The organism is Shinella sp. OV683 (assembly GCF_057787725.1).
This window is the reverse complement of the sequence record NZ_CM173543.1, coordinates 5277648-5289954: the sequence shown is the minus strand read 5'-3', so window position 1 is coordinate 5289954 and position 12307 is coordinate 5277648. Positions and strand designations below refer to the sequence as shown.

Sequence of the window (12307 nt, the reverse complement as noted above, 5' to 3'; positions counted from 1 at the left end):
TATGCTTTGTGTTCTGAATGTATGAACGAAAGCAATGGACATGGAAACTCTTCGCCCCGAAGCAATGATGTGTCCTGACCGCAACAAATATCAATAAATAAACTCCCGTAACAGTATAAGGATGAAAAATGTCTAAGCGCTTTGGAAGAGCACTGGGTAGCACTGTGTATGGTGATGCGCAGGATAACACGATTTATGGCGGAGCTGATGACGACACCATCTGGGGCCAGAAGGGCAACGATTGGATCTTCGGCGGCCAGGGCAACGACACGCTTCACGGCGGCGATGACAACGACCGCGTCGTTGGCGGCCTTGGCGACGACAAGATAACAGGCGATGCTGGCGACGACGTGCTGCAGGGCAGCGCGGGCGACGACAACATGAATGGCGGCGACGGTTCCGATAACATCGGCGGCGGCGACGACGATGACGTCATGAATGGCGGAGCCGGCGACGACACCATCAACGGTGACGACGGCAACGACTATTTGAACGGCGGGATCGGAAACGATTTCCTTTACGGCGCGGCTGGCGATGACACGCTGGATGGTGGCGACGGTGATGACAATCTGGAAGGCGGAAGCGGCGACGACGTGATCGGCGGCGGCGCCGGTAGCGACTTCATCTCCGGCGGCGGTGGCGACGATCACCTGGTCGGCGGCGCAGGAAGCGACCATCTGGTTGGCGGATTGGGCAAGAATTACCTCAGCGGTGGCGCTGGCGGCGATTTGCTCATCGGTGGCGGCGAGCGCGACTACCTCCTGGGCGACGCTGGAGCCGACACACTGTTTGGCAATACCGGCAATGACATCATGTATGGCGGTGCCGGCAATGATACGTTCCAGTTCCGCGACATCGCAGAAAGCGGCGTTGGCTTTGGCAATCGCGATACGATCTTGGACTGGAATACCGGTGACAAGATCGACGTCAGCTTCATCGATGCTGACAGCGCCGAGAAGAACGGCAACCAGGCATTTGAATTCGTCGGCACCGACGCTTTCACCGGCGCTGGCCAGATCCGCTACGTACAGGACGACCACGGCAACACGGTCGTTCAGGTCAATGCAGACTCCGATGCGAGCACTGTCGAGTTCGAAATTGAACTTCAGGGCCAGATCACACTGACGGAAGGTGATTTCCAGCTCTAAGCCGGATCGCCATCACGGAAGACAGAAGCCCGGCATATCTGTTATGCCGGGCTTTTCAGCTTAAATGGCTTCCGGTTTTTGCAACGCTCGTTCAACAAACATCTCGTTCGAAACAGCGTCTTACGGGTGGGCCGCTTCGGCATTGCCGATGATCAAATGACCTGTTTCATTCCGCAATCATCCTCATGAAAAAGCTGCGTTTTGATGCCGATGCACGCGAACCCGTGCGAAAGCAAGAACCCGCCCCTCGAACCGTTTCTTAACCTCGTTGTGCCTAGAATGCGGACGTTGTTTTTGCGTCACAAAGTCGGGTACTGCGTTTCATGGCCATTCTCCAGGCATCCGCAAAGGATCTGCCGGAAAACCGCATTGCGAGGTTGAAGACCTTTGCAGGCAGGGCCGCGACCTATTTGACGGCGGAAGATGGTGCCGGCCGCGCCGGCCGCATGGCACTGATAGCCTTCTTCATCCGCGTCTTTTCCGCGGCAATCGCCTTCGTCTCGCAGATCATTCTCGCCCGCATCATGGGTGAACACGAATACGGCATCTTCGTTTTCGTCTGGGTACTGGTGATCCTGATCGGCAATCTCTCCTGTCTTGGCTTTCATTCGGCCCAGATTCGCTTCCTGCCGCAATTCGAGGCCGACAACGACTATGAGCGGGTCCGCGGTCTGGCGATCACCGCGCGTGTCTTTGCGCTTCTGTCCTCGACCACGGTGGCGCTGGTCGGCTTTGTGGCGCTCAAGCTGTTCGGCGCCGCGGTCCAGAGCTATTATCTCGTGCCGCTGTTCATCGCGCTCTGCATCCTGCCGATGGTGGCGTTGGGCGACACGATGGAGGGCACGGCGCGTGCCAATTCCTGGGCCTTCGTGGCGCTATCCCCCACCTACATCATCCGCCCGACGTTGATTCTCGTCTTCATGCTGGCAGCAATCTGGTATGGCGCGCCGCAGACCGCCGAAACCGCGATGCTGACCAGCCTTGCCGCGACCTATGTCACCACTATCGGCCAGTTCTTCAACATCAAGTGGCGGCTTCATCGGCGCTACGAGAAGGGGCCGATGCATATCGAATTCGGCGCGTGGCTCCGAGTGGCCCTGCCGATCTTCCTGATCGAGGGTTTCGGCTTTCTGCTGACCAATTCAGACACGGTGGTCACCGGCCTGTTTCTCGAACCCGCCCAGGTCGGCATTTATTTCGCAGCATCCAAGACCATGGCGCTGGTGCAGTTCGTCTACTTCTCGGTCAAGGCCGCCTCCGCGCCGCGCTTCTCGGCGCTCTATGGCGCAGGCGAGCATGCCGAACTCAGCCAGTTTGCGGGACAGACCGTGCGCTGGGCCTTCTGGCCCGCTCTGGGCGTCGGCCTGGTGATGCTGGCGGCCGGGCATTTCCTGCTTGGCATGTTCGGCGCGGGGTTCACTTCCGGCTATTCGGTGATGGTCATCCTGTTCTTCGGCATTCTCGCCAAGGCCTCGGTCGGGCCCGGTGAAGTGCTGCTGACCATGGCTGGCGAGCAGGCGCTCTGTGTCAAGCTCTATGCCTTCGCGCTTGCCGCCAATATCGGTCTCAACATCATCCTCGTGCCGCTCTATGGCATCGAGGGTGCCGCCTTTGCCGCCGCCGGCGCGATGTTCATCGAAGCCATCCTGCTGCATGTCACGGTGCGGCGTAAACTCTCCATAGTACTCTTCGCCTTTGCCCGCCCCGATGGCCCGCAAGGCGCAGTCGAGGATACCAGCAAATGACGCCCGCCCCGGTCTATCACGACGATACGCTCGAGACTTCGATGCGGCTTGCCCACGGAGACATTGGAACGGTGAGCCAGTTGCCGGTGCCGATGCTCGAGCTGAAGACAGCCAAGGAAGGCCGCACGCTTTCCGTCTATCACACCGCTGCCGGCTATGACCTGCAGGAAGAACTCGACTTCCTCTCCAATCGCGCCATGGAGCCGAATGTCTTCTTCTCGAGCCGTTTCCTGGCACCCGCCATGCCCCGTCTCGACGATCGCGAAATCCGTTTGGCCGTCATTCGCGACGACAATGGCCAGCGCAGCCGATTGCGTCTTCTGCTGCCGTTCTCGATCGAAAAGCCCGGATTTTCGATCGGCACGCCGATCATGCGCGCCTGGGCCAATCCATTCGGCCCGATCGGCACGCCATTGGTCGACAGCGAGAATGCCGCCGAGACGATCGACCATTTCTTTGATGTCCTGGCTCGCGAACGCAGCCAGTTGCCGCCGGTTCTGGTGCTGCCCGATGTCCGCCTGCATGGCCCCGTCACCCTGTTGATCAAGGCGATCGCGCTGTCACGCAACCTGCCGCTGACCATCGCCGATCCCTATCTGCGGCCGATGCTGGAAAGCGTGAAGGACGGTGAGACCTACCTGCGCGGCTCGATCAAATCGTCGCATATGCGCGAGATGCGCCGTCAGTGGTCCCTGTTGGAGAAAATCGGCAAGCCCAGCTACTCGGTTGCCCGTCAACCCAGGGAAATCCGTGCGCGCATGGAGGAGTTCCTGCTGCTCGAAGCCTCGGGATGGAAAGGCAAGAAACGTTCCGCCATGCTGTCGGATCGATACCGTGCCGCGTTCGCCCGCGAGGCAGTCAACAATCTCGCCGAGATCGACGGCGCCCGCATCCACACAATCGACCTCGACGGTCGCGCTATCGCCTCGATGATCGTGCTGATCATGAATGGCGAGGCCTATACCTGGAAGACAGCCTACGATGAAAGCCTTGCCCGCTTCTCGCCCGGCAAGCTGTTGGTCGCGCAACTGACGGAATGGCATCTCGACGACGCCAACATCACACGCACCGATTCCTGCGCGGTGCCCGACCACCCGATCATGAGCCGCCTTTGGCAGGAGCGCGAGGAGATGGGCACGCTGATCATCGGCCTGACGCCGGACGCCGACCGCATGACCCGGCAGGCCGCAACCCAGCTGCATCTATACAAGAACACCCGCAACGTCGCACGGCTGATCCGCGAAAAGATCCGCTCGATGGCCGGCAGGGGCTGACCCTTTCGGCGGCTACTTCTCGTGCTTGACGTGGCGGCCGAAATCGGCCTCTGATGTGTCTTGCCCAGCCTCGATGATCGAGCGGCGCACGGCACGCGTGCGGGTGAAGAGATCAAACAGCTTGTCGCCTTCGCCCCAGCGGATTGCCCGCTGCAGAAACGCCAGATCCTCGGAGAACCGCGCCAGCATTTCGAGCAGCGCATCCTTGTTGTGCAGGCAGACGTCACGCCACATCACCGGATCGGATGCTGCGAGTCGGGTGAAATCGCGAAAACCGGAAGCGGAATACTTGATGACTTCCGATTCCGTCACCGTCTCGAGATCGGCCGCCGTGCCGACGATATTGTAGGCGATGATGTGCGGCAGGTGCGAAACGATCGCCAGCACCTTGTCATGGTGCTCGGGATCCATCTCATCGACCCGTGAGCCCAGCGACTCCCAAAACGTCCGAAGCTTCTGGATCGCACCGGCATCGGTATCGGCGACCGGGGTCAGAATGCACCAGCGGCCCTCGAAAAGATCCGCGAAGCCGGCATCGGGACCGGAATGTTCCGTGCCGGCGATCGGATGGCCGGGTATGAAGTGGACGCCGCGCTGGATATAGGGCGCCATCTGGCTGATCACCGACGCCTTGGTCGAGCCGACATCGGTGAGGATCGCGCCCGGCTTCATCGCACCTGAAATTTCCTTGGCAACGGCACCGGATGCACCGACCGGCACCGAGACGACGACCAGGTCCGCATCGCGAACGGCTTCGGCAGCACTTTCGGTATAGAATGTGCCCAGTTCCAATTCCTCAGCGCGCGCCAGCGTCAGCGCGCTGCGGGTGGTGATCGCCACCTCGCGGGCAAGGCCCTTTTCCTTGACGGCACGTGCAATGGACGAGCCGATCAGGCCGATGCCGATCAATGCGATCTTTTCAAACTGGATGTCGCTCATATCTTGGAAATTCCGTTAGGCAGGATATGGGCAAAGGCAATAGCGGCCACTCAGTCCTTTGTCGAGAGGCCGACACGCGTCGTTGGTACGCCCTGCGGCGCTAGAACCGGCACGAAGACGCGGCGTGACGCCCGCGCAAACACCGGCAGGCCCTGATAGAGCCGCTTCTGCGCCTCGACCGCGATCACCCCTGAAAACACCGGCATCAGCCGGCGGCCAATCGGTTCTATGCCGTGGAAGAGCTTCAGCAGCCATCGCGTACGATAGGGCGGATAGAACAGCGCATCCGCATAGGCGCCGGGCGTGAAATTGGTCTCGCGCAACAGCGACGTGAGCTGGCCGCGCGAATAAGGCCGACCGGCCCCGAACGGTGTGTGCTCGAACCGCGCCCAGACGCCGCGCCGGTTGGGCACGACGATGACCAGCCGCCCGCCGGGCGCCAGAACCCGCCAAAGTTCCTTCAGCGTCTCACGTGGATTTTCGGCAAATTCCAGCGAATGCACCAGCAGTATCCGATCGATGGACGAATCCGGCAGCGGCAGTTCTTCGTCGAAGATCAGCGCCGTGGCCGAAAGCGCGCCGGGTGGCCAATTCACCGCCCCCTGTCCCGCCGGCATGAAGGCGAAGGCGCGCTCGGCGTCGCCCTTGAAGCGCTCGAGATAGGGAAGCGCATAGCCGATACCGACCAGCCTTTCGTCCGGCAGCCGCGACCAGAGTGACGCCAGCGCGTGGCTGATCGACGCCTCGGCGAACTGGCCGAGCTGGGAATGATAAAACTCACGTAAATCAACGATATCGGTCTGCATCCCACGAATGTAACCCTGCCGGGCTGGACTTCAAGGCCGCAAAACCTAAATAATGCAGCATAAAATCAAGATGATAATTGGGACGAACATGCCATGGCCGAACTTCAGATCGAACTCTTCAGCGCCCGCGGCGACAATTTCGGCGTGCTTATCCACGATCCGGACACCGGCCGCACGGCATCGATCGATGCGCCGGAGGAAGCCCCGATCATTGCTGCACTGGAGCGCCGCGGCTGGTATCTCACCGATATCTTCACCACCCACCACCATCAGGACCATGTCGAGGCCAATCTGGCGCTGAAGGCAAAATACGATTGCGAAATCACCGGCCCGAAGAACGAGGCGGACAAGATTCCCGGTCTCGGCTTCGCCTTCGGCGATGGCGGTGCCTTCATCTGGGCGGGCCGGCCTGTGATGGTGATCGAAACGCCCGGCCACACGGCGGGCCATATCTGCTACTACCTGCCGGACGACCACCTGCTATTTTCCGCCGACACGCTGTTTGCGTTGGGCTGCGGCCGACTGTTCGAGCGTCCTGCCCGCGATATGTGGACATCGCTCTCCAAGCTGAAGGAACTGCCGGAAGAGACGACGGTCTATTTCGGCCACGAATACACGTTGTCCAATGCCCGCTTTGCCGTGACCGTCGATCCGCGCAACGATGAGTTGCTGGCGCGCGCCCGTGACATCGAAGCGCTGCGTGCCGAAGGCAAATTCACCGCACCGACGACAATTGGGCTGGAACTACGCACCAACCCGTTCCTGCGCGCTGATGACACCGAGATCCGCAAGCATCTCGCCATGGAAGGCGCCGAAGACTGGGAAGTGTTTGCCGAGATTCGTTCGCGCAAGGATAATTTCTAGGCCATGCGGCCGATCCGCACCGAAGCCGATATCGAGGCGGCGATCGCTGATCTGGCCGCCATCGCACCCGACTTTGCTGTGGTGGCTGAAAAGGCGCGACCGATTCCGCTGCGCTACCAGCCGCCGGGCTATCGCGGATTGGCCAGCATCGTCATCTCGCAGATGGTGTCGCGCGCCTCGGCCGATGCGATCTGGGCGCGCCTCGAAACGCTCGCCGGCGAAGTCAGCGTCGAATCAATTCTGGCGCTCAGCGAAGACCAGATGCGCGGCGCCGGCCTCTCCGGTGCCAAGGCGGGAACCCTGCGACGTCTGGCTGCAGCATGCCATGACGGACTCGATCTCGAACACACCGCTTTCCTGCCGGTAGACGAGGCACTTCACGCACTGACATCGGTAAAAGGCATCGGCCCCTGGTCGGCCGAGGTGTTCCTGCTGTTTTCCGCCGGCCACCCCGATATCTTCCCGGCCGGCGACGTCGCCTTGCTGAGCGCTTATGTCAATGCCTTCGGGCTCGAGACCCGCCCGACGACGAAGCAATTCCGTGCGCTTGCCGAGCCTTGGCAACCCTATCGATCGATTGCCGCGCGCCTGCTTTGGGCCTATTATGGCCGGCAGATGAGACGCAACGGCCTGCCTGTTGCCTGAAAACAACAGAGGCAAAAAACTCTTTCTTTTCAGGGCTTCACAATCCTGTTGCAATCCGCCTAGTATGAAGAAGCAGGGAAATCGAATCGGTCAGGGAGCACGTCTTGACGATTGCAGTGTCACCCCAGTCATTACCGGCGCTGGTCCTCAATGCGGACTATCGGCCGCTGAGCTATTACCCCTTGTCGCTATGGTCCTGGCAGGACGCGATCAAGGCGGTCTTCCTTGACCGCGTCAATATCATCGCGGAATACGAGCATTCGGTCTCATCGCCCAGCTATTCGATGAAGCTGCCGAGCGTCGTCTGCCTGAAATCCTATGTGCAGCCGTCGCGTTATCCCGCGTTTACGCGCTTCAACGTCTTCCTGCGCGACAAGTTCGAATGCCAGTATTGCTCGGACGACGACGACCTGACCTTCGATCACGTCACGCCGCGCGCGCTGGGCGGCCAGACGACGTGGGAAAACGTCGTAACGGCCTGCGCGCCCTGCAATCTCCGCAAAGGCTCGAAGCTGCCGAAGCAAGCCGGCATGTTCCCCAACCAGAAGCCTTACCGGCCGACGGTGCAGGACCTGCACAACAACGGCCGGCTGTTCCCGCCCAACTACCTGCATGAAAGCTGGATGGACTATCTTTACTGGGATACCGAGCTGCAGCCGTAAGAAGGTTTGGCTTTTCCTGGAATGGACCCGCGCCTTGCAGCCATGGTTTTGCTCTTGCCAAATTGACTATCAGGGTCGCTGAAAATTCGAGGATGGATTGAAGCGAGGCGACAGCGGCAGGTCTATCTCGCCCCTGGCGGGCGAGAAAGCAATTTCAGCATTTAGCTTGAGCGAATAAGGGGCTTCACCAGGCTCGGCAGCCAGCGCGAAAGCTAAGTGCTAGAAATTGCCAGAGCCGGGGTCAGGAACAGGAACATTGCCAGATAAGTCACTAAAAATTGTCTTATCTCGATTTTCACTATTGCCGCGTATTTGCCTTCCGCCGCCTTGCCTCACCCCTTTACAGCCCCCCGAAATCCGATGGCTGCCAGCACCAGGCTGCAGATCACGTTCCAGCCCGCAAACGATAGCCCGAGCACCCGCAGCGTCGCATCGGTACAGGACGGACCATGCTGCGTGTTGAGATCGTCGAGCAGGTTGCCGGCGTTCTGGGTCACCGCATTGACCGAAGTCGAGCAGCTGGCCGGACCTTCCCAGAACTTCCATTCGACGCCGGCGTGATAGACGCCGAGGCCTGCGCCGATCAGCATGGCGATACCGGCCAGCGCAAACAGCGTCCTGGTTACCGCCGGCGGCAGGCCGAGGGCGGACGAAATCACGGCGAGAAGCGCAATCGGCACGCCGATGTAATAGGGCCAGCGCTGCAACAGGCAGAGCGCGCAGGGAATATAGCCACCGATATACTGGAAGCCCAGGGCCGAAAGGATCACCGCGGCCATGGCGACCGTCAGCAGCAAGGCGTGGGTGAGGGATGGCTTTTGACCGCTAGTCGTCGATGTCATCGGTGCATTCCGTCAATGCTTGAGAAAGTGATAGGCGATGTAGGCGAGGATCAGCAATCCCGCGACCAGTCCTGCCAGAAGATTGAGGCGCTTTTCGATGAAGTCGCGGATCGACGGACCGTATTTTGCAAACAGCCATGAGAGCAGCATGAACTTGCCGCCACGCGCCACCACCGCTGCGATGAAAAACAGCAAAAGATTCACGTGAAGCACGCCGGCAAGGATCGTCACCACCTTCAGCGGCGGCAGATGCGCCGCGCCCGATGTGACCAGGAACAGCAGCACCAACTCGATGCTGACGGCATTCTTTAGCGAGTCGAAACTGTCCATCTTGCCGTAGAATTCGAGGATCGGCCGGGCGATGGTCTCGAAGGCGTAGTAGCCGATCATCCAGCCGGCAACGCCGCCCAGGATAGATCCGGCAGCCGCAATCAGCCCATAGCGCCAGACCTTCTTGGGATTGGCGATCGCCATCGGCAGGAACAGCACTTCGGCCGGAACGAGAAAGATGGAGCTTTCGACAAACGAGATGATGAACAGCCAGATTTCGGCGGATGGACGTTCTGCAAGCCGCATCGTCCAGTCGTAAAGTCGCTTCAGCATGAATATTCCTGAGCCGTGTTCGTTGACGCTGTTAAAGCCGGATATCAGCTATTTGTAAACCGATGGCGCTGATGGGAATGTCTCCTGTCACGGAGTTTTGAAGACAATACGGCCCAGCGATACGTTTGGGCGTGATCGAATTGCGAAGAGAACGAATTAGAAGCATTCACTAATTTAGCCTACAGTAATTTTCGAGACTATTTACATCAAGATGTATATGTTAAGTTTTTCTTTCGTATTATACATCGCTATGGTAGTATAATGCGCCACATTAGCGCTCATTTAAGTCCCCGTTAACCAATTCATCCTATTTCTCCTATAGCCAAGCGCCACTCTCCATGAACGCGCCCAGCCACAGTGCGAAGCGACATCGAAACCATTGGCAGGCAATCCCGCAAGCCGGGATAATAAGGGAAAGTACCATGAGCCTTCTTTCAATCGCATTGCGTTCCGACGCACGTCATGTGCTGGATGCCTTCGGCAAATCCCAGGCAATCATCGAGTTTTCGCTGGATGGCAACATCCTCACCGCCAACCAGAACTTCTGCCAGGCGCTGGGCTACGAACTCTCTGATATCATCGGCAAGCATCACCGGATGTTTGTTGATCCCGCTGAAGCATCGGTCAGCAACTATGCGACATTCTGGGCTCGCCTTAACAGTGGCCAGTTCGATCGCGGCCAGTACAAACGCATCGCCAAAAGCGGTCGCGAAGTCTGGATCGAAGCCTCCTACAATCCGGTCTTTTCCGGTGGCAAACCCTATAAGGTCGTCAAGATCGCCACCGATATCACCGCAGCCAAGCTGAGGACTGCCGAGGACGCCGGCAAGATCGATGCGCTGTCACGAGCCCAGGCGGTGATCGAGTTCACGCCGGCGGGCGACATCCTCACTGCAAACAGCAATTTCCTCGGCGCGTTGGGTTATGAATTGTCCGAGATTACCGGCCGCCATCATGCGATGTTCTGCGAACCGGATTACACGCGCTCGGACGCATACAAAAAGTTCTGGGCCGATCTTGCTGCGGGCCAATTCCAGGCGGACGAGTTCCGCCGCATCGGCAAGGGTGGCCGCGACGTCTGGATCCAGGCTTCCTACAATCCGATCTTCGACATGAACGGCAAGGTGTTCAAGGTCGTGAAGTTCGCCACCGACGTCACCCCGCGCGTCCATGCCGTCGGCAATCTGGCGAAGGGTTTGCAGGAGCTTTCCCAAGGCAATCTCGAGCAACAGATCACGACCGTCTTCCCGCAGAATCTCGAGACGCTTCGCCAGGATTTCAACGACTCGATCGAGCGGCTGCGGCATGCCATGAGGGAAGTCGGCGAAAACGCCCAGGCGATCGGCAGCAGCGCCAACGAGATTCGCGGCGCGGCCGATGCGCTTGCCCAGCGCACTGCCCAGCAGGCGTCATCGGTCGAGGAGACGGCAGCTGCACTCGAGCAGATCTCCACCGCCGTCGCCGATTCGACCCGCCGGGCCGAGGATGCGGGCAAGCTCGTCACGCTCACCAAGCAGGGCGCCCAACGCTCGGGTGACGTGGTCAGAAGCGCCATCAACGCCATGGGCGAGATCGAAAGCTCCTCCAAGGCTATTTCCAGCATCATCGGCGTCATCGACGACATTGCCTTCCAGACCAATCTGCTCGCACTGAATGCCGGTGTGGAAGCAGCCCGCGCTGGCGATGCCGGTAAGGGCTTCGCCGTCGTCGCCCAGGAAGTGCGCGAACTGGCCCAGCGCTCGGCGCAGGCCGCCAGGGAAATCAAGACGCTGATCAACACCTCCTCCGAGCAGGTGAAGAAGGGCGTCGGCCTCGTCGGCCAGACGGGCGCCTCGCTTGGCGAGATCGTCACCCAGGTGCAGGAAATCGATCTCAATGTCAGCGCCATCGTCGTTTCGGCACGCGAGCAGGCCGGCGGTTTAAAGGAAATTAACGAAGCTGTTGTAACTCTGGATCAGGGCACACAGCAGAACGCCGCGATGGTGGAAGAATCGACAGCCGCAAGCCATGCTCTGGCGACGGAAGTCGAAGCACTGAACCGGCTGCTCGCCACTTTCCGCACCGGCGGGGAAACGCCCGTTTCCTCACCAGTCCGGAAAATGACCGCCCGACCCGCCTCCGCGCCGGTCCGACCGATGGCGCAGAAAACCACAAGGGCATTGGCCTTCAACGGCAATGCCGCCATCGCTCAATCAGCCGAAAGCTGGGAGGAGTTCTGAGAATGACCGCTGCGAATTCGACCACGATGTTCGAAACCGACACGCTCGAGATCATCGCCTTTCACCTGCATGACCAGGAATTCTGCGTCAAGACGACCACGATCCGCGAAATCCGCGGCTGGGCGCCCTCGACCCCGATCCCGCATGCACCGAAGGATGTCGTCGGCGTCATGAACCTGCGCGGCACCGTCATTCCGATCATCGATCTCGCCTACAAGCTCGGCATGCAGTCGACGGCGGCAAACGAGCGCAGCGCCATCGTGGTGACCGAAGTCAAGAACATGATCATCGGCATGCTGGTCGACAAGGTCTCCGACATCCTGACGATCAAGAGCTCCGACGTGCAGCCAGCACCGGAAATCACCACGTCCTTCGACAAATCCTACACCGACGGTATCATCGCCCGCGAAAACGGCATGATCTGCTTCCTGAATCTCGCCAAGATGTTCCAGGACCAGGAAGCACTGGCGGCCTGATCTTTTACTTGATGACAAGCAGAAGCCGCCGGCATGAACCGGCGGCTTTCTGTTTTCAAGCATCTGGGCGTCTCTCAGGCTTGC

Annotated in this window: 12 protein-coding genes; 8 read left to right on the top strand and 4 right to left on the bottom strand. The window is 59.7% G+C overall.

Features of this window, described 5'->3' with window-relative positions:
- Nucleotides 1-128: 128 nt before the first annotated feature.
- From ACXHRN_RS25605 to ACXHRN_RS25595, 3 genes are all read left to right on the top strand, one after another.
- Nucleotides 129-1148 carry a calcium-binding protein gene (locus tag ACXHRN_RS25605; protein ID WP_488639078.1) on the top strand — a complete coding sequence of 340 codons (1020 nt, stop codon included), beginning with the start codon at nt 129-131 and terminating at the stop codon, nt 1146-1148.
- A 323-nt stretch (nt 1149-1471) separates the two neighbouring features.
- A complete protein-coding gene (locus ACXHRN_RS25600; protein WP_488639077.1) occupies nt 1472-2893 on the top strand; it encodes a lipopolysaccharide biosynthesis protein in 1422 nt (473 codons plus the stop codon).
- Nucleotides 2890-4167: a GNAT family N-acetyltransferase gene (locus ACXHRN_RS25595; protein ID WP_488639076.1), complete on the top strand. Its 1278-nt coding sequence runs from the start codon at nt 2890-2892 to the stop codon at nt 4165-4167. Before ACXHRN_RS25600 ends, ACXHRN_RS25595 begins: the two co-directional genes overlap by 4 nt.
- Before the next feature lie 12 nt (nt 4168-4179).
- On the opposite strand, the gene ACXHRN_RS25590 is transcribed toward ACXHRN_RS25595, so the two are convergent.
- Together ACXHRN_RS25590 and ACXHRN_RS25585 are read right to left on the bottom strand one after the other, a co-directional pair.
- Nucleotides 4180-5106 carry a prephenate/arogenate dehydrogenase family protein gene (locus ACXHRN_RS25590; protein ID WP_488639075.1) on the bottom strand — a complete coding sequence of 309 codons (927 nt, stop codon included), beginning with the start codon at nt 5104-5106 and terminating at the stop codon, nt 4180-4182.
- 50 nt (nt 5107-5156) lie between these two features.
- Nucleotides 5157-5912: a class I SAM-dependent methyltransferase gene (locus ACXHRN_RS25585; protein WP_488639074.1), complete on the bottom strand. Its 756-nt coding sequence runs from the start codon at nt 5910-5912 to the stop codon at nt 5157-5159.
- Nucleotides 5913-6005: 93 nt separating this feature from the next.
- Here ACXHRN_RS25585 and gloB point away from each other — a divergent pair, with 93 nt between their 5' ends.
- The 3 genes from gloB (at nt 6006) to ACXHRN_RS25570 (ending at nt 8083) form a co-directional block, all read left to right on the top strand.
- On the top strand, nt 6006-6776 hold the full coding sequence (gloB, locus tag ACXHRN_RS25580; protein ID WP_488639073.1) for a hydroxyacylglutathione hydrolase: 771 nt from the start codon (nt 6006-6008) through the stop codon (nt 6774-6776).
- A gap of 3 nt (nt 6777-6779) precedes the next feature.
- Entirely contained in the window at nt 6780-7421 is a 642-nt protein-coding gene (locus ACXHRN_RS25575; protein ID WP_488639072.1) for a DNA-3-methyladenine glycosylase family protein, read from the top strand.
- Nucleotides 7422-7525: 104 nt separating this feature from the next.
- On the top strand, nt 7526-8083 hold the full coding sequence (locus ACXHRN_RS25570; protein ID WP_488639071.1) for an HNH endonuclease: 558 nt from the start codon (nt 7526-7528) through the stop codon (nt 8081-8083).
- A 332-nt stretch (nt 8084-8415) separates the two neighbouring features.
- On the opposite strand, the gene ACXHRN_RS25565 is transcribed toward ACXHRN_RS25570, so the two are convergent.
- Together ACXHRN_RS25565 and ACXHRN_RS25560 are read right to left on the bottom strand one after the other, a co-directional pair.
- Complete coding sequence (locus ACXHRN_RS25565; RefSeq protein ID WP_488639070.1) at nt 8416-8925, bottom strand: disulfide bond formation protein B; 510 nt, start codon at nt 8923-8925, stop codon at nt 8416-8418.
- Nucleotides 8926-8937: 12 nt separating this feature from the next.
- The gene (locus ACXHRN_RS25560; protein WP_488639069.1) at nt 8938-9528 is read right to left on the bottom strand and encodes a YqaA family protein; all 591 of its coding nucleotides are present in this window, start codon (nt 9526-9528) and stop codon (nt 8938-8940) included.
- 422 nt (nt 9529-9950) lie between these two features.
- Here ACXHRN_RS25560 and ACXHRN_RS25555 point away from each other — a divergent pair, with 422 nt between their 5' ends.
- Both ACXHRN_RS25555 and ACXHRN_RS25550 read left to right on the top strand, forming a co-directional pair.
- On the top strand, nt 9951-11747 hold the full coding sequence (locus ACXHRN_RS25555; protein ID WP_488639068.1) for a methyl-accepting chemotaxis protein: 1797 nt from the start codon (nt 9951-9953) through the stop codon (nt 11745-11747).
- A 2-nt stretch (nt 11748-11749) separates the two neighbouring features.
- On the top strand, nt 11750-12223 hold the full coding sequence (locus ACXHRN_RS25550; protein WP_488639067.1) for a chemotaxis protein CheW: 474 nt from the start codon (nt 11750-11752) through the stop codon (nt 12221-12223).
- Nucleotides 12224-12307: the final 84 nt, after the last annotated feature.

Bases quoted from the DNA above. Each gene is read 5' to 3' on its own strand.
- ACXHRN_RS25605 (WP_488639078.1), top strand. From the start codon at position 129: ATGTCTAAGCGCTTTGGAAGAGCACTGGGTAGCACTGTGTATGGTGAT.
- ACXHRN_RS25600 (WP_488639077.1), top strand. From the start codon at position 1,472: ATGGCCATTCTCCAGGCATCCGCAAAGGATCTGCCGGAAAACCGCATT.
- ACXHRN_RS25595 (WP_488639076.1), top strand. From the start codon at position 2,890: ATGACGCCCGCCCCGGTCTATCACGACGATACGCTCGAGACTTCGATG.
- ACXHRN_RS25590 (WP_488639075.1), bottom strand. From the start codon at position 5,106: ATGAGCGACATCCAGTTTGAAAAGATCGCATTGATCGGCATCGGCCTG.
- ACXHRN_RS25585 (WP_488639074.1), bottom strand. From the start codon at position 5,912: ATGCAGACCGATATCGTTGATTTACGTGAGTTTTATCATTCCCAGCTC.
- gloB (WP_488639073.1), top strand. From the start codon at position 6,006: ATGGCCGAACTTCAGATCGAACTCTTCAGCGCCCGCGGCGACAATTTC.
- ACXHRN_RS25575 (WP_488639072.1), top strand. From the start codon at position 6,780: ATGCGGCCGATCCGCACCGAAGCCGATATCGAGGCGGCGATCGCTGAT.
- ACXHRN_RS25565 (WP_488639070.1), bottom strand. From the start codon at position 8,925: ATGACATCGACGACTAGCGGTCAAAAGCCATCCCTCACCCACGCCTTG.
- ACXHRN_RS25560 (WP_488639069.1), bottom strand. From the start codon at position 9,528: ATGCTGAAGCGACTTTACGACTGGACGATGCGGCTTGCAGAACGTCCA.
- ACXHRN_RS25555 (WP_488639068.1), top strand. From the start codon at position 9,951: ATGAGCCTTCTTTCAATCGCATTGCGTTCCGACGCACGTCATGTGCTG.
- ACXHRN_RS25550 (WP_488639067.1), top strand. From the start codon at position 11,750: ATGACCGCTGCGAATTCGACCACGATGTTCGAAACCGACACGCTCGAG.